At 67.7% G+C, this 16102-nt stretch carries 13 protein-coding genes and 1 pseudogene; 7 read left to right on the forward strand and 7 right to left on the reverse strand.

Features of this window, described 5'->3' with window-relative positions; all coding sequences use genetic code 11:
- Positions 1-132: 132 nt before the first annotated feature.
- Positions 133-1599 (forward strand): CCA tRNA nucleotidyltransferase, encoded by a 1467-nt coding sequence (locus O7595_RS16685; protein ID WP_269729468.1) that lies wholly within the window; start codon positions 133-135, stop codon positions 1597-1599.
- A 105-nt stretch (positions 1600-1704) separates the two neighbouring features.
- Here the strand turns inward: O7595_RS16685 and O7595_RS16690 are convergent, their stop codons facing one another.
- The 3 genes from O7595_RS16690 to O7595_RS16700 form a co-directional block, all read right to left on the reverse strand.
- Positions 1705-2973, reverse strand: a complete 1269-nt coding sequence (locus O7595_RS16690; RefSeq protein ID WP_269729469.1) for an MFS transporter — start codon at positions 2971-2973, stop codon at positions 1705-1707.
- A gap of 96 nt (positions 2974-3069) precedes the next feature.
- On the reverse strand, positions 3070-4152 hold the full coding sequence (locus O7595_RS16695) for an inositol-3-phosphate synthase (RefSeq protein WP_269729470.1): 1083 nt from the start codon (positions 4150-4152) through the stop codon (positions 3070-3072).
- Positions 4153-4204: 52 nt separating this feature from the next.
- The gene (locus O7595_RS16700) at positions 4205-4924 is read right to left on the reverse strand and encodes a PadR family transcriptional regulator (protein ID WP_269729471.1); all 720 of its coding nucleotides are present in this window, start codon (positions 4922-4924) and stop codon (positions 4205-4207) included.
- A 361-nt stretch (positions 4925-5285) separates the two neighbouring features.
- Here O7595_RS16700 and O7595_RS16705 point away from each other — a divergent pair, with 361 nt between their 5' ends.
- Together O7595_RS16705 and O7595_RS16710 are read left to right on the forward strand one after the other, a co-directional pair.
- Positions 5286-8012, forward strand: a complete 2727-nt coding sequence (locus tag O7595_RS16705; RefSeq protein WP_269729472.1) for a transglycosylase domain-containing protein — start codon at positions 5286-5288, stop codon at positions 8010-8012.
- 135 nt (positions 8013-8147) lie between these two features.
- Positions 8148-9641, forward strand: coding sequence for a glycosyltransferase family 87 protein (locus tag O7595_RS16710; protein ID WP_269729473.1), 1494 nt, complete (start codon positions 8148-8150; stop codon positions 9639-9641).
- A 65-nt stretch (positions 9642-9706) separates the two neighbouring features.
- On the opposite strand, the gene O7595_RS16715 is transcribed toward O7595_RS16710, so the two are convergent.
- The 3 genes from O7595_RS16715 to O7595_RS16725 form a co-directional block, all read right to left on the reverse strand.
- Entirely contained in the window at positions 9707-10738 is a 1032-nt protein-coding gene (locus O7595_RS16715; protein ID WP_269729474.1) for an alanine racemase, read from the reverse strand.
- A 64-nt stretch (positions 10739-10802) separates the two neighbouring features.
- Complete coding sequence (locus O7595_RS16720) at positions 10803-11921, reverse strand: lipid II:glycine glycyltransferase FemX (RefSeq protein ID WP_269729475.1); 1119 nt, start codon at positions 11919-11921, stop codon at positions 10803-10805.
- Between the two features lie 106 nt (positions 11922-12027).
- A complete protein-coding gene (locus O7595_RS16725) occupies positions 12028-12342 on the reverse strand; it encodes a hypothetical protein (RefSeq protein ID WP_269729476.1) in 315 nt (104 codons plus the stop codon).
- Between the two features lie 297 nt (positions 12343-12639).
- On the opposite strand from O7595_RS16725, the gene rpsF reads away from it, so the two are divergent.
- From rpsF to rplI, 4 genes are all read left to right on the forward strand, one after another.
- Complete coding sequence (gene rpsF, locus O7595_RS16730) at positions 12640-12930, forward strand: 30S ribosomal protein S6 (protein ID WP_004950685.1); 291 nt, start codon at positions 12640-12642, stop codon at positions 12928-12930.
- 73 nt (positions 12931-13003) lie between these two features.
- Positions 13004-13582 (forward strand): single-stranded DNA-binding protein, encoded by a 579-nt coding sequence (locus tag O7595_RS16735; protein WP_269729477.1) that lies wholly within the window; start codon positions 13004-13006, stop codon positions 13580-13582.
- Between the two features lie 72 nt (positions 13583-13654).
- Positions 13655-13891 carry a 30S ribosomal protein S18 gene (gene rpsR, locus O7595_RS16740; protein ID WP_003949403.1) on the forward strand — a complete coding sequence of 79 codons (237 nt, stop codon included), beginning with the start codon at positions 13655-13657 and terminating at the stop codon, positions 13889-13891.
- Positions 13892-13909: 18 nt separating this feature from the next.
- On the forward strand, positions 13910-14356 hold the full coding sequence (gene rplI, locus O7595_RS16745) for a 50S ribosomal protein L9 (RefSeq protein ID WP_138054220.1): 447 nt from the start codon (positions 13910-13912) through the stop codon (positions 14354-14356).
- Positions 14357-14525: 169 nt separating this feature from the next.
- Here rplI and O7595_RS16750 read toward each other — a convergent pair.
- Positions 14526-15864: pseudogene (locus O7595_RS16750) on the reverse strand (MATE family efflux transporter).
- Positions 15865-16102 lie beyond the last annotated feature (238 nt).

Consider the following 16102-nt stretch of genomic DNA (forward strand, 5'->3'; position numbering starts at 1 on the left):
TGCGTCCCCGCATGGTAACGAGGTGCGCTGTGACGAAGTGCTCGGGACTGCTCCACATGATCGGAAGGGCGGTGCCGGCGGGCGGGAAACAGGGACGCCGCAGGGCGGTGGGTGCACGTACCCTTTTCTGTTGTGCCGAACGCCAACGAAGACAACCTCACCGAACTGAGCCAGGTGCAGCGCCGCGCCGTGAGCCAGCTGCTGCGCGTGTCCCCGGTCGCCGATGACCTCGCCCGTCGATTCCAGGATGCCGGATTCCGTCTGGCACTGGTCGGTGGCTCCGTACGGGACGCCTTGCTCGGCCGGCTCGGCAATGATCTCGACTTCACCACGGATGCCCGTCCTGACGACGTTCTGAAGATCGTCCGTCCCTGGGCGGACTCCGTGTGGGAAGTGGGCATCGCCTTCGGTACGGTCGGCTGCCAGAAGGACGGGCATGTCGGTGACGGTCTTCAGCGCTTTCAGATCGAGATCACGACCTACCGTTCCGAGGCCTACGACCGGACCTCACGCAAACCGGAGGTCTCCTACGGCGACTCCATCGAGGAAGACCTGGTCCGTCGGGACTTCACCGTGAACGCCATGGCCGTCGCCCTTCCGGAGAAGGAGTTCATCGACCCTCACGGAGGGTTGCAGGACCTTGCCTCGCAGGTGCTGCGTACCCCGGGGACGCCGGAGGACTCGTTCTCCGACGATCCGCTGCGCATGCTGCGTGCGGCACGGTTCGCCGCTCAGCTCGACTTCGAGGTTGCGCCTGAGGTCATCGCCGCGATGCAGGAGATGTCCGACCGTATCGACATCGTTTCGGCCGAGCGGGTCCGTGATGAGTTCAACAAGCTGATCCTCGCTCCCAACCCCCGCAAGGGTCTCGCGCTGCTCGTGGAGACGGGGCTCACCGAACGCTTCATGCCGGAACTGCCGGCGCTGCGGCTGGAGAGTGATGAGCACCATCGGCACAAGGACGTGTACGAGCACTCACTGATCGTGCTGGAACAAGCCATCGCCCTGGAGGGGAACGGGCCGGACCTCGTCCTGCGTCTCGCCGCCCTCCTCCATGACATCGGCAAGCCGAGGACCCGGCGCTTCGAGCCGGACGGGCGCGTCTCCTTTCACCACCACGAGGTGGTGGGTGCCAAGATGACGAAGAAGAGACTCACGGCGCTGAAGTACTCCAACGACATGGTCAAGGACATCGCCCGCCTCGTGGAGCTGCATCTGCGCTTCCACGGGTATGGCACCGGCGAGTGGACCGACTCGGCCGTGCGACGTTATGTGCGCGACGCCGGTCCGCTGCTCGAGCGCCTGCACAAGCTGACTCGCTCCGACTGCACCACGCGCAACAAGAGGAAGGCGAGTGCCCTTTCGCGCACTTACGACGGACTGGAGGAGCGGATTGCCGAGCTCCAGGAGCAGGAGGAGCTGGACGCGATCCGGCCGGACCTGGACGGCAACCAGATCATGGAGATCCTGGGGGTCGGCCCCGGACCCGTCGTCGGGAAGGCCTACGCGTTCCTGCTCGAGCTGCGGCTCGAGAACGGGCCGATGGGGCACGACGACGCAGTGGCGGCGCTCAAGGAGTGGTGGGCGACCCAGGGCTGACCGTGAGCGAGGGTGTGTTTCACGTGAAACATGCCCTGCGTCGAGGATCAACGGGCGATGTTTCACGTGAAACATCGCCCGTCCTCTTTCAAGGGATCAAGGGCGTCAACGGCTCGCTCCGGTTCGGCGCCAACGCAGAAGGGTCGCCGCACTCAGGCCGTAGAGCGCTGCGAGCAGGACGACCAGCGCTACGGATCGCCCGTCCGGCGGCAGCATCAGCGCAGTCATTCCGGCGGCGCCGACGAAGGCGACGTTGAAGAGCATGTCGTACAGCGAGAAGACCCGGCCCCGGTACTCATCGTCGACGGAGGTCTGCACGACCGTATCCGTCGTGATCTTGGAGCCTTGGGTGACCAGTCCCAGAACGAATGCGGCGATGAGGATCGGCGCGGGTGCGAAGGTCAGTCCCAGGGCCGGTTCCAGAACGGCCGCCGTGCCCGCGAGGGTCGCCATCCATCCGTAGTGGCCGAGCCGGTCGACCCCCCAGGGGGTGACGACGGCGGCGGCGAAGAATCCGGCGCCGGAGAGTGCCACGGCCACCCCGAGGAGCTTCAGGCCCTGCGACTCCGTCGAGGACCAGGTGTACCGGCAGAGCATGAGGACCATCACGGTCAGGCCTCCGTAGCAGAACCGCAGCATGGTCATCGCGGCAAGCGCCTGGGCGGCGGTGCGCCGCTCGGCCAGATGGCGTAGTCCGCTGACGAGGCCGCGGGCGGTCGAAGCCAGAGCAGCGCTGAGTCGGGGCTGCAGCAACCGCGGATCGGGGCCGAGGAGTTCGCGTCCCATGCGAAGGGAAGCGAGAGCCGCGCAGAGATAGAGCGTCGCGCCGAGGAGTACGACGATCGCATCCGAGTCGGAGCCGGCGATGCGTACGGCGAACGCGAGGCCGCCGCCGGCCGTGGCTGCGAGCGTGCCGGCTGTCGGTGAGAGTGAGTTGGCCATGACGAGCCGTTCCTCGTCCACTACCCGAGGAAGTGCCGCCGAGAGTCCCGCCAGGACGAAGCGGTTGACTGCCGTGACGCAGAGCGCTGAGGCGTAGAAGAGCCAATCCGGGACGGGTGTGAGCATCAGCATGGCCGTGCAACAGGCGAGGATCGCTCGCAGGAGATTCCCGTGGAGGAAGACCTGCCGGCGCGGCCATCGGTCCAGTAGGACGCCTGCGAACGGACCGATGAGGGAGTAGGGCAGGAGCAGCACCGCCATGGCTGCGGCGATCGCTCCGGGGGAGGCCTCCTTCTCCGGCGAGAAGACCACGTACGTGGCGAGCGCGACCTGGTACACGCCGTCGGCCGACTGCGACAGCAGCCGTACGGCGAGCAGACGGCGGAAGTTCGTCAGGCGCAGGAGTACGCGCAGATCACGTACGACAGGCATGTGGGCAAGCGTCACACACGAAGAGAGCCCCCGGGCAGATGCCACGGGGACTCTCGACAGGGCGGGAGGACGGCGAGTACGCGGTCCGGTGCCGAACTAGCGCTCGACCTCGCCCTTGATGAACTTCTCGACGTTCTCGCGGGCCACGTCGTCGAAGTACTGGACCGGAGGGGACTTCATGAAGTACGAGGACGCGGAGAGGATCGGGCCGCCGATGCCGCGGTCCTTGGCGATCTTCGCGGCGCGCAGCGCGTCGATGATGACGCCGGCGGAGTTCGGGGAGTCCCAGACCTCGAGCTTGTACTCCAGGTTCAGCGGGACGTCACCGAAGGCGCGGCCCTCCAGGCGGACGTAGGCCCACTTGCGGTCGTCCAGCCATGCGACGTAGTCGGACGGGCCGATGTGGACGTTCTTCTCGCCGAGCTCCCGGTCGGGGATCTGCGAGGTGACGGCCTGGGTCTTGGAGATCTTCTTGGACTCCAGCCGCTCGCGCTCGAGCATGTTCTTGAAGTCCATGTTTCCGCCGACGTTCAGCTGCATCGTGCGGTCCAGGACGACGCCCCGGTCCTCGAAGAGCTTCGCCATCACACGGTGCGTGATCGTGGCGCCGACCTGCGACTTGATGTCGTCACCGACGATCGGCACACCGGCGGCGGTGAACTTGTCCGCCCACTCCTTGGTGCCCGCGATGAACACCGGGAGGGCGTTGACGAAGGCGACCTTGGCATCGATGGCGCACTGGGCGTAGAACTTGGCGGCGTCCTCGGAGCCCACCGGCAGGTAGCAGACGAGAACGTCGACCTGCTTGTCCTTGAGGACCTGGACGACGTCGACCGGAGCCTCGGCGGACTCCTCGATGGTCTCGCGGTAGTACTTGCCGAGACCGTCGAGGGTGTGACCGCGCTGGACGGTCACGCCGGTGGACGGCACGTCGCAGATCTTGATGGTGTTGTTCTCGCTGGCACCGATGGCGTCCGCGAGGTCGAGACCGACCTTCTTCGCGTCGACGTCGAAGGCGGCGACGAACTCGACGTCACGAACGTGGTAGTCGCCGAACTGGACGTGCATCAGACCCGGCACCTTGCTGCCCGGGTCGGCGTCCTTGTAGTACTCGACGCCCTGCACCAGCGAGGCGGCGCAGTTGCCCACGCCGACGATGGCTACGCGAACCGAACCCATTCCGGCTGCTCCCTGTGTGTTCTCGTGCGAGACCCTGCTCAGGCGCGGGGTCTCAGTTGGTGGTGTCTTCGGACGGATCCGGCGGGGTGGGGTGCCGCGGCGCGGCACCCTCGGGGGACGCTTCGTCCCCGTGCCGGGGCAGGCCGCCCGACTCTCCAGATGTGTTGTCCTGCCGAGCGGCTTCCCCGGTGGCCGTGGACCGTCGCTGGTCCCGCCCCGCCCGCTCGCTCTCGATGAGTTCGTTCAGCCAGCGCACCTCGCGCTCGACGGACTCCATGCCGTGCCGTTGAAGCTCCAGCGTGTAGTCGTCCAGGCGCTCTCGTGTGCGGGCGAGGGAGGCGCGCATCTTCTCCAGACGCTCCTCCAGCCGACTGCGCCGGCCTTCCAGCACCCGCATCCGCACCTCGCGCTCCGTCTGGCCGAAGAACGCGAAGCGTGCCGCGAAGTGCTCGTCCTCCCAGGTGTCGGGGCCGGTGTGGGACAGGAGCTCTTCGAAATGCTCCTTGCCTTCGGCCGTCAGCCTGTAGACGATCTTGGCCCGGCGCCCCGCGAGCGAGGCGGCGAGGGCGTCCTCGGGAGCGCTGCCCGGCTCCTCGATCAACCAGCCGTTGGCGACCAGCGTCTTGAGGCAGGGGTAGAGGGTCCCGTAACTGAAGGCCCGGAAGATCCCCAGCGAGGTGTTGAGCCGCTTGCGCAGCTCGTACCCGTGCATGGGGGCCTCACGGAGCAGGCCGAGAACGGCGAACTCGAGGATGCCGGAACGTCGGCTCATCGATCGCCTCCTCTGCCTTCCCGGATGGTTATGCCGTGCTGATGTATCGAATCGATACATCCAGACGATAGAGGGACGCTTCTGTTGCGACAAGAGGGGCCCTTGTGACCGGCATCACATCGCCGATTTGCGGCAAGTGAGTTGCCTGATTTGGGGTGAATTACCACCCCGAGAGGTTTTTGTTCGTGCGTAGTCTGTGCGCCATGCAGACCACCGGGAACCGTGTGACACCAGGAGGCGTCCTCGTCCTGGATGCATTGCGGATGAGCCCTCCGCCGGGCTGGTCCGTATTGATGTCGGGGGGACCGGATCTCAACTGCCGCTTCCAGGCGTTCGCGCCTGCTCGAGGAGTAGTCGTTCGATGAGCGAGCACCGTCGCAAACCGCCGCAGCCCGAGGGCGGCGGACGTGCCGCGGCCCGACGCGCCGCCCAGCAGTCTCCGACCGGCCGCCGCGCGGCCCGGGGCGCAAGCACCAGCTCCCCCTCCGCGCCGCACGGAGAAGAACAACCGTACGAGGGCCGCGCTGCCGCCCGTCGCGCCGCCCAGCGTGGTGGGGGCGGCCGCAGAAGGGCCTCGGAGGCCGGCGGCGCCGGGATCGGCGGACACGGTGGTGGCCGCCGCGGTGGCGGCGGTCCGGGAGGACCGGGGCGCGGCCGGGGCGGCGACCCCGGGAAGAAGCGGCTGATCGACTACCCGCGCCGCGACAAGTACGGCTGGCGCCGCTGGGTGCCGTCGTGGAAGCTCGTGGCCGGCCTCTGCCTCGCTTTCCTCGGCAGCCTGATGACCGCCGGCACCATCGCGTACGCGGTGGTGGGCATTCCCGAGCAGGACAAGGCCGCCAAGGCGCAGAACAACGTCTACTACTGGGCCGACGGGTCGCAGATGGCCGCGACGGGCGGTGAGGTCAACCGTCAGATCATCTCGATCGACAACATCCCCACCCACATGCAGAACGCGGTGATCTCGGCCGAGAACAAGACCTTCGAGACCGACAAGGGCATCGACCCGATGGGTATCGGCCGTGCCGTGGTCAACATGGCGAAGGGCGGCCAGACCCAGGGTGGCTCGACCATCACCCAGCAGTTCGTGAAGAACGCCATGCTCGGCGACCAGTCCCAGACCTTGAGCCGCAAGGTCAAGGAGCTCTTCATCTCCATGAAGGTCGGGACCGAGGTCGACAAGCCCAAGATCATGGAGGGGTACCTCAACACGTCGTACTACGGCAGGGGCGCCTACGGGATCCAGGCCGCCGCCCGCACCTACTACGGCAAGAACGCGAAGGACCTCACCGCGAGCCAGTGCGCCTTCCTCGCCTCGCTCCTCAAGGGCGCGACGTACTACGATCCCGCCGGCGCGACGGAGATCGACCCCAAGGCCACGCCGAAGGCCAACACCGAGCGCGCCACCAAGCGCTGGATGTGGATCCTCGGCGAGATGCGCAAGGACAAGCGTCTGACGGACGCGGAGTACACGGAAGCCGTCAAGGTCTTCCCGAAGCCCCAGAAGCCGAAGAAGGACGCGCAGCTCGGCGGTCAGACCGGTTACCTGGTCGACCTCGCCAAGGCCTACTTCATCAACAACAACGACCAGGACATCACCGCCGAAGAACTCGCCAAGGGCGGCTACGAGATCCACACGACCTTCGACAAGAAGAAGGTCGACAAGCTGACCAAGGCCGTCGAGGCCGTCCGCAAGAAGAACATCGACGCGAAGAAGCGCCCGGAGACGGACACCCACGTCCAGTTCGGCGGCGCCTCCGTGAACCCGAAGACCGGCGCGATCGTCGCCATCTACGGCGGTGAGGACGCGACCAAGCACTTCACCAACAACGCGGACAAGACCGGGGCCCAGGTCGGCTCGACCTTCAAGCCCTTCGTGCTCGCCGCGGCCATGCGGGACGGTGTGCGCGACCCCAACTCCGGACCCGTCCAGGGCCCGGAGGAGCGCACGATCGTCGACCCGGACAAGAGCCGGTACAACGGCGTCAACAAGCTCAAGATCAAGCAGTACAACGGCAGCGTGTGGCGGAACGAGAACGGCGAGGAGTGGCTGCAGCGCAACGACGGTGACGAGTCCTACAAGGACATCAGCCTCCGCGAAGCGATGATCCACTCCGCCAACTCGCCCTTCGTCCAGCTGGGCATGGACGTGGGCATCGACAAGGTGCGCGAGGCGGCGATGGACGCCGGGCTGCGCGAGGACTCGCTGGTCGAGTCCGACGTCCCCTCCTTCTCGATCGGCATCTCCGACCCCAGCGCGATCCGCATGGCCGGCGCGTACGCCACCTTCGCCGCCGACGGCGAGCAGCGCGAGCCGTACTCGGTGAAGGAGGTGGAGCACCGCGGCAAGGTGATCTTCAAGCACGAGGACAAGTCGGAGCGGAAGTTCTCCTCGGCCGTCGCCAGCAACGTCACCGACGTGCTGCGGGACGTCGTAGAGGACCCCGACGGCACGGGCCGCAACGCCCGTCTCCCGGGTCGTGACGTCGCCGGCAAGACCGGTACCACCGACGGCAACAAGTCGGCGTGGTTCGTCGGCTACACGCCGCAGCTGGCGACCGCCATCGACATGTACCGGATGGACGACAACGCGGAGAACAAGAACCGCAAGTTCCTGGAGATGTTCGGAACGGGCGGTCAGCAGAAGATCCACGGTTCGTCGTTCCCGTCCGAGATCTGGCACGACTACATGGAGGACGCGCTCAAGGGCACCGAGGTCGAGCGGTTCTCCGAGCCCGAGCCCCTCGACGCCGACGCCGTCTACGGCGGCGGGCTCACCAGCCCCGAGCCGACCCCGTCCGAGACCCCGTCCCAGACGCCCTCCGAGACGCCGTCGGAGACGCCCTCCGAGACCCCGTCCAAGTCCCCGAAGCCCTCGAAGTCCTGCGACCGGTTCGACTGGACCTGTGACCCGACCGCCGGGCAGGACGGTGATCCGAGCAACGGCGGGACCGACACGGGCACCACGGACGGCGGCGTGACGGACGGTGGTGTGACCACCAGCCCGTCACCGTCGGACGGCGGCAACGGCAACGGCACGCAAGGCAACGGGAGCGACGGCGGCTGGCTGGGAGGGCCGGAGGGCTGACGACGCGCTGGTGAACACGCCGAGAGGGCCGTGGCACCCGGAGGACGACTTCCGGTGCCACGGCCCTCGCCGTTGTCCACAGACCGTTGTCCACAGGCGTACGCGCTGGCGGCCTCGTACGGCAGGATGTGCTCCATGGCGAGCCCGGAGAAGACGATGCCGCAGCACGACGAGGCGCGGGTCAGTCCCACGCGGAGGGACGAGATCGCGGCCGCCGGCAGTGAGCTGATCGGGGGCCCTCTCGGCCGCTGGGCGCGGGTCGGCGGCAGTCGGCTGACACCAGTGAAGGTCGTCGCCCTGGTCGCGATCGGGATGTTCGCGCTCGGCATGGTGCAGAAGATCCCCTGCTACGACTGGGCGTGGTTCCGGGGCACCAGCTCGCAGTACACGCACGCCTGTTACTCCGACATCCCGCATCTGTTCCTCGGACGAGGCTTCTCCGAGGGCCTGGTGCCGTACTTCGACCGGCTGGACGGCGACATGGAGTACCTCGAGTACCCCGTGCTGACCGGCTTGTTCATGCAGGTCGCCGCCTGGCTCACCCCGTCCGGCGGCTCCATCCAGCACCGCGAGCAGATCTACTGGATGGTCAACGCGGGCATGCTGATGATCTGCGCCGCGATCATCGCCGTGTGCGTCGCGCGGACCCATCGCCGCAGGCCGTGGGACGGACTGCTGGTGGCCCTGGCACCCGCGTTCGCCCTGACCGCCACCATCAACTGGGACCTGCTGGCGGTCGCCCTCACCGCGGCGGCGATGCTCATGTGGTCGCGCGGGCGGGCTCTGGCCTTCGGCATCCTCATCGGGCTCGCCACGGCCGCCAAGCTGTACCCGGTGCTCCTCCTGGGCCCCCTGCTGGTCCTGTGCTGGCGGGCCGGCAGGTACCGGGAGTACGGGACGGCGCTCCTCGGCGCTGCGGGGGCCTGGCTGGTGGTGAATCTGCCGGTGATGCTGGCGGCGCCCGAGGGGTGGAAGAAGTTCTACACGTTCAGTCAGGAGCGGCAGGTCGACTTCGGGTCCTTCTGGCTGATCATCACGCAGCGCACGGGCGAGTCGATCGAGGTCGACACGGTCAACACCTATGCCACGGCGCTCATGCTGCTGGCGTGCGCCGGGATCGCCGGGCTGGCCCTCACGGCTCCGCGCAGACCCCGGTTCGCGCAGCTCGCCTTCCTGGTCGTGGCGGCTTTCGTCCTGACCAACAAGGTCTACTCACCGCAGTACGTGCTCTGGCTGATCCCCCTCGCCGCGCTGGCCAGGCCGCGCTGGCGGGACTTCCTGATCTGGCAGGCCTGCGAGGTCATGTACTTCCTGGGCATCTGGATGTACCTCGCGTACACGACGAGCGGGGACAAGCACCAGGGTCTGCCACCGGAGGGCTACCAGCTGGCGATCGCCCTGCACCTGCTGGGAACGCTCTACCTGTGCGCCGTGGTCGTGCGGGACGTCCTCATGCCCGAGCGTGACGTGGTGCGGCAGGACGGTTCGGACGATCCGTCCGGTGGTGTCCTGGACAGGGCGACGGACGTCTTCGTGCTCGGCCAGGCAGCCCATCCGCCGCGGCATGCGGCACACGCGGTGGAGGGCCCGCGGGTGGAATGGGGCAGGACCGGCCCGGCGGCCCGCTGAGGGGCCAGGCGCCCGCTCGCGGGTCCCTTCCGGTCCCCGATGCCTTGCCGGGGCCGCAACACGCTCTAGCGGTCGACCAGACGGTCGAACTGGGTGGTCGTATGGCGCAAGTGTGCGACCAGCTCGTCCCCGACCTTCGGCTCCGTCGAGTCGGCCGGGACGAAGAGGATCGAGACCTGCATGTGCGGCGGTTCCGCGAACCACCGCTGCTTGCCCGCCCAGACGAACGGCGACAGATTGCGGTTGACGGTGGCCAGACCGGCCCGTGCGACGCCCTTGGCGCGCGGCATGACGCCGTGGAGGGCCTTGGGAGCTTCCAGACCCACTCCGTGTGACGTGCCGCCGGCGACGACCACCAGCCAGCCGTCCGAGGCGGCCTTCTGCTGGCGGTACCCGAAGCGGTCGCCCCTGGCGACGCGGGTCACGTCGAGGACGGCCCCCCGGTACTCGGTGGCCTCGTGGTCGCCGAGCCACAGTCGTGTGCCGATCCGCGCACGGAATCGGGTCTGCGGGAACTGCTGCTGAAGCCGGGCGAGTTCGTCGGCCCGCAGGTGGCTCACGAACATGGTGTGCAACGGCAGCCGCGCGCTCCGCAGCCGGTCCATCCAGGCGATGACTTCCTCCACCGCGTCGGAGCCGTCCGTGCGGTCCAGGGGCAGATGGAGGGCGAAGCCCTCCAGCCGCACGTCCTCGATCGCCGCGTGCAGCTGGTGCAGGTCGTTCTCGGAGACGCCGTGCCGCTTCATCGAGCTCATGCACTCGATGACGACCCGCGCGCCGACCAAGGCGTGCACCCCGTCGACGGACGAGACAGAGCGGATGACCCGGTCGGGCAGCGGCACGGGTTCCTCACCGCGGCGGAAGGGCGTGAGCACGAGGAGGTCGCCGCCGAACCAGTCCTTGATCCGCGCCGCCTCGTAGGTGGTGCCCACGGCGAGCATGTCGGCCCCGAAGCGGGTCACTTCCTCGGCGAGGCGCTCGTGACCGAACCCGTACCCGTTGCCCTTGCAGACCGGGACGAGTCCCGGGAACTGGTCGATCACGGACTTCTGGTGCGCCCGCCAGCGCGCGGTGTCGACGTAGAGGGAGAGCGCCATGGCCGGGTCCGAAGCCTTTCTGGTGCAGCGGTGTGGGAGAGGTGTGAGCGAGGTTACGGAACGATCAGCGGCGCGACATGTAGATGTCGAGAGCCTTGTGCAGGAGCTTGTTGAGCGGGAAGTCCCACTCGCCGATGTACTCGACGGCCTCGCCGCCGGTGCCGACCTTGAACTGGATCAGCCCGAAGAGGTGGTCCGACTCGTCGAGCGAGTCGCTGATGCCGCGCAGGTCGTAGACGGTGGCGCCCATGGCGTAGGCGTCCCGCAGCATCCGCCACTGCATCGCGTTCGACGGCCGGACCTCGCGGCCGATGTTGTCGGAGGCGCCGTACGAGTACCAGACGTGGCCGCCGACGACGAGCATCGTCGCCGCCGACAGATTCACCCCGTTGTGCCGTGCGAAGTACAGCCGCATGCGATTGGGGTCCTCGGAGTTCAGGACCGTCCACATGCGCTGGAAGTACGAGAGCGGGCGGGGGCGGAATCGGTCGCGCTCGGCCGTGATCTCGTAGAGCCGCTGCCATTCCGCCAGGTCCTCGTAGCCGCCCTGGACGACCTCGACGCCGGCCTTCTCGGCCTTCTTGATGTTCCGGCGCCACAGCTGGTTGAAGCCCTTGAGCACGTCGTCGAGGGAACGGTTGGCCAGCGGGACCTGGTAGACGTACCGCGGCTGCACGTCGCCGAAGCCCGCGCCGCCGTCCTCGCCCTGCTGCCAGCCCATCTTGCGGAGCCGGTCCGCGACCTCGAAGGCCCGGGGCTCGATGTGCGTCGCCTCCACGTCGCGCAGGCGCTTCACGTCCGGGTCCTGGATACCCGCCTTGATCGCCGGGGCCTCCCAGCGGCGGATCACGACCGGCGGACCCATTTTCACCGAGAAGGCGCCCTGGTCCTTGAGGTGCGCCAGCATCGGCTGCAGCCAGTCGTCCAGATTGGGCGCGTACCAGTTGATCACCGGACCCTCGGGCAGATAGGCCAGGTAGCGCTTGATCTTGGGAAGCTGGCGGTACAGCACGAGGCCGGCGCCGACGAGCTGTCCGTTCTTGTCGAACCATCCGAGGTTCTCGGAGCGCCACTCGGTCTTGACGTCCGCCCATGCCGGGACCTGGCAGTGACTCGCCGAAGGCAGGCTCTGGACGTACGCCAGGTGCTGCTCTCGGCTGATGGTCCTCAAGGTCAGGCTCATGCGGGGCGCTCCTCGGCTGGTGTGTCCCCATGGGTCAGGGGCTCCGGCTCTCGCGCCGAAGCCTACTGGGCCCGGGAAGCGCCCCGCGTGGGCGCGGGGGCGAGGGCTAGTAGCCGATCAGGCCGCCGAAGAGCCCGCCCTGCGCCATTCCGAGGAAGAAGCCGACGGCCGAGGCCCCCAGCCCGATGACCAGAAGGAAGCGTTCCCGGGTGGTGGCCGAGATGAACTGGCCGTACGCGCCCGCGAGGATCCCGATGAGTCCGGACCAGGAACTGAGCAGGTGGAGGTTGTGGAACTGTGCCGTCACGAAGGCCACCACGCCCAGGACCAGGGTCACGACCATCAGGGCGTCCTGGAGTGGGTGGGGCTTTCCGTCCGTGGCGAGGAGAGAGCCGGTCGGATTTGGTTGCGACTGCGCCATGAAGCACCTCCTGGCATTCCCGGAGGGCGGCGTACTGTGACGCCGCCCACACCCGATGCGTACAGGGTGCGGTGGGTGGACGCCGGATTTCAACCGGAAGCGGGTGTGCGGGTACTGTGTAGCGTCCGCACCGGTGTCTGCCCAGGTCGGCACTCGATACCTCGCCCTCCCGTACCGAAGGCGAGGGCCATTGTCAGAGCCGCCTGATTTACTGCGTAGGCATCGATGCTCAACGCATCACGACCCTCCTGCCACGGAACGACCGTGGCCGCTGAGTCCAAAGGAGGTGGGTTCCACATGCGTCACTACGAGGTGATGGTCATCCTCGACCCCGATCTCGAGGAGCGCGCTGTCTCCCCGCTGATCGAGAACTTCCTCTCCGTCGTCCGTGAGGGCAACGGAAAGGTCGAGAAGGTCGACACCTGGGGCCGTCGTCGTCTCGCTTACGAGATCAAGAAGAAGCCCGAGGGCATCTACTCGGTCATCGACCTGCAGGCCGAGCCTGCGGTCGTCAAGGAGCTCGACCGCCAGATGAACCTGAACGAGTCGGTCCTCCGGACCAAGGTCCTCCGTCCCGAGACCCACTGAGCACCTAGCTCAGAGGTCATCGGGTTCGAGTAGCAGCAAGCAGCCAGAAGCAATCCCGCCGAGAGGTTCACCCATGGCAGGCGAGACCGTCATCACGGTCGTCGGCAATCTCGTCGACGACCCCGAGCTGCGCTTCACCCCGTCCGGTGCGGCGGTCGCGAAGTTCCGTGTCGCGTCCACCCCCCGCACCTTCGACCGCCAGACCAACGAGTGGAAGGACGGCGAGAGCCTCTTCCTCACTTGCTCGGTCTGGCGTCAGGCGGCGGAGAACGTCGCCGAGTCGCTCCAGCGAGGCATGCGCGTGGTCGTGCAGGGCCGGCTGAAGCAGCGGTCCTACGAGGACCGTGAGGGAGTCAAGCGCACGGTCTTCGAGCTGGATGTCGAGGAAGTCGGCCCCAGTCTCAAGAACGCCACGGCCAAGGTCACCAAGACCACCGGCCGCGGTGGCCAGGGCGGCTACGGCGGTGGCCAGCAGCAGGGCGGCGGCTGGGGCGGCGGCCCCGGCGGTGGCCAGCAGCAGGGCGGCGGCGGTACTCCCGCCGACGACCCCTGGGTCAGCAGCGCGCCGGCCGGCGGTCAGCAGCAGCAGGGCGGCGGTGGCGGCTGGGGCGGAGGCTCCGGCGGCGGCTACTCGGACGAGCCTCCTTTCTAGGGATCGGTCCCCCAGGGGGCGGTTCCGGGGAGAGCTCGTACTCCCACTTCTTGATCACACAGGAGAAACACCATGGCGAAGCCGCCTGTGCGCAAGCCGAAGAAGAAGGTCTGCGCTTTCTGCAAGGACAAGGTCACGTACGTGGACTACAAGGACACGAACATGCTGCGGAAGTTCATTTCCGACCGCGGCAAGATCCGTGCCCGCCGCGTGACCGGCAACTGCACGCAGCACCAGCGTGACGTCGCCACGGCCGTCAAGAACAGCCGTGAGATGGCGCTGCTGCCCTACACGTCCACCGCGCGCTAAGGGAAGGGTGAGCGAAACATGAAGATCATCCTTACCCACGAGGTGTCCGGTCTCGGCGCTGCCGGCGACGTCGTCGACGTCAAGGACGGCTACGCTCGCAACTACCTGGTCCCGCGCGGTTTCGCGATCCGCTGGACCAAGGGTGGCGAGAAGGACGTCGAGCAGATCCGCCGCGCCCGCAAGATCCACGAGATCGCGACCATCGAGCAGGCCAACGAGATCAAGGCCCGTCTCGAGGGCGTGAAGGTGCGTCTGGCCGTTCGGTCCGGCGACGCCGGCCGCCTGTTCGGCTCCGTCACCCCGGCTGACATCGCTTCGGCGATCAAGTCCGCCGGTGGTCCGGAGGTCGACAAGCGCCGTGTCGAGCTCGGTTCGCCGATCAAGACCCTGGGCTCGCACCAGGTGTCCGTGCGTCTGCACCCCGAGGTCGCCGCGAAGCTCGGCGTCGAGGTCGTCGCCGCCTGAGCGACTGCCCGCAGAGCAGCATGAGAGGGCCGCACCCATCCGGGTGCGGCCCTCTCTCGGTTCCGGTACGAGGCCGCTGCCGTGTTGTGCTGTCGGCGGGTCATCTGCCCTGCGCGCGCGGGCGTTCGAAAGGCGCGGCGAAGGGGCGTTTCACGTGAAACGCCGTTTGTCAGCGCGTCGCGCCCGTCACGATCCAGCGGCCGGATCGGGTCCGCAGCCACAAAGTGGCCATGCGGACCGTCATCATCAGGGCCATGGCCCACCAGAGCGCGGTGAGCCCGCCTCCGAACACCGGCACCAGGAGCGCGATCGGTGCGAACACCGCGAGGGTGATCAGCATGGCCCCGGCCAGATAGGGACCGTCTCCGGCGCCCATCAGCACCCCGTCGAGAACGAACACCACGCCTGCGATGGGCTGGGAGAGGGCCACCACGAGCAGTGCCGGTAGCAGGGTGTCCTTGACCGCGGGGTCGTTGGTGAAGAGGGGGATGAACAGCGGACGTGCCAGCACGATCAGAAGTCCGAGAACCACGCCCGAGGCGATTCCCCACTCCACCATGCGCCGGCACGCGGCACGCGCCCCTACGGGGTCGTCGGCGCCGAGACAGCGGCCGATGATGGCCTGGCCGGCTATGGCGATCGCGTCCAGGGCGAAGGCCGTCAGGCTCCAGAGGGAGAGGATGATCTGGTGTGCCGCGATGCTGGTGTCACTCAGCCGGGCGGCCACGGCGGTGGCGATCAGCAGTACGGCTCGCAGGGAGAGCGTACGGATCAGTAGCGGCACACCTGCCTGGGCGCTCGCCCGTATGCCCTCGGTGTCCGGCCGCAGGGAGGCACCATGGCGACGAGCCCCGCGGATGACCACCACGAGATAGGCGGCGGCCATTCCGCACTGGGCGATGACCGTGCCCCAGGCGGAGCCGGCGATGCCGAGCCCGGCGCCGTAGACAAGGCCGAGGTTGAGGGGCCGCGTTGGCGGCGAAGCCGCCGATCGCCACATAGAGGGGAGTGCGGGTGTCCTGCAGGCCGCGCAGTACGCCGGTGGCGGCCATGACCACGAGCATGGCCGGGATACCGAAGCTCGAGATGCGCAAATAGGTGATGGCGTACGGGGCGGCCGTGTCGGAGGCTCCGAAGGCGTCGACCAGCCATGGTGCCGCGGGCAGAACGACCGCGACGACCGCGACACCGAGCAGCAGCGCAAGCCAGATACCGTCCATGCCCTGGCGGATCGCGGCGCTCAGGTCCCCCGCGCCCACTCGGCGCGCGACTGCGGCGGTGGTGGCGTAGGCGAGGAAGACGAAGACGCTCACTGCCGTCATCAGCAGCGCGGCTGCGATCCCCAGTCCGGCGAGCTGTGGCGTGCCGAGGTGGCCCACGATCGCGCTGTCGACCATCACGAACAAGGGCTCTGCGACGAGCGCTCCGAAGGCGGGGACGGCGAGCGCGATGATCTCGCGATCGTGTCGACGGCGGCTGGATCTGGTCGCCGCAGGGGCCTGTGTCATGGGTGCCAATCTAATCTTCCACAGGTAAGAGATCCAATGAGTTATTGATCCTTACCAAATAGTGGGACGAGGCTTCTGCTGTGCGCCGTTTGTTCTGATCTTGATCCGGCTGGGGAAGTTTTTCTCCCCCACAGCCGGTGGACGGAAAAAGTGCAGGTCAGCGGTGGAGTGGAGGAAGCGCTATGACTTTGTCCACAGTGCTGTCCCCCGCTCCGTGCACAGGTTCCGCAGGGTTCTC

It is taken from the genome of Streptomyces sp. WMMC940 (assembly GCF_027460265.1).
Lineage (GTDB): Bacteria > Actinomycetota > Actinomycetes > Streptomycetales > Streptomycetaceae > Streptomyces.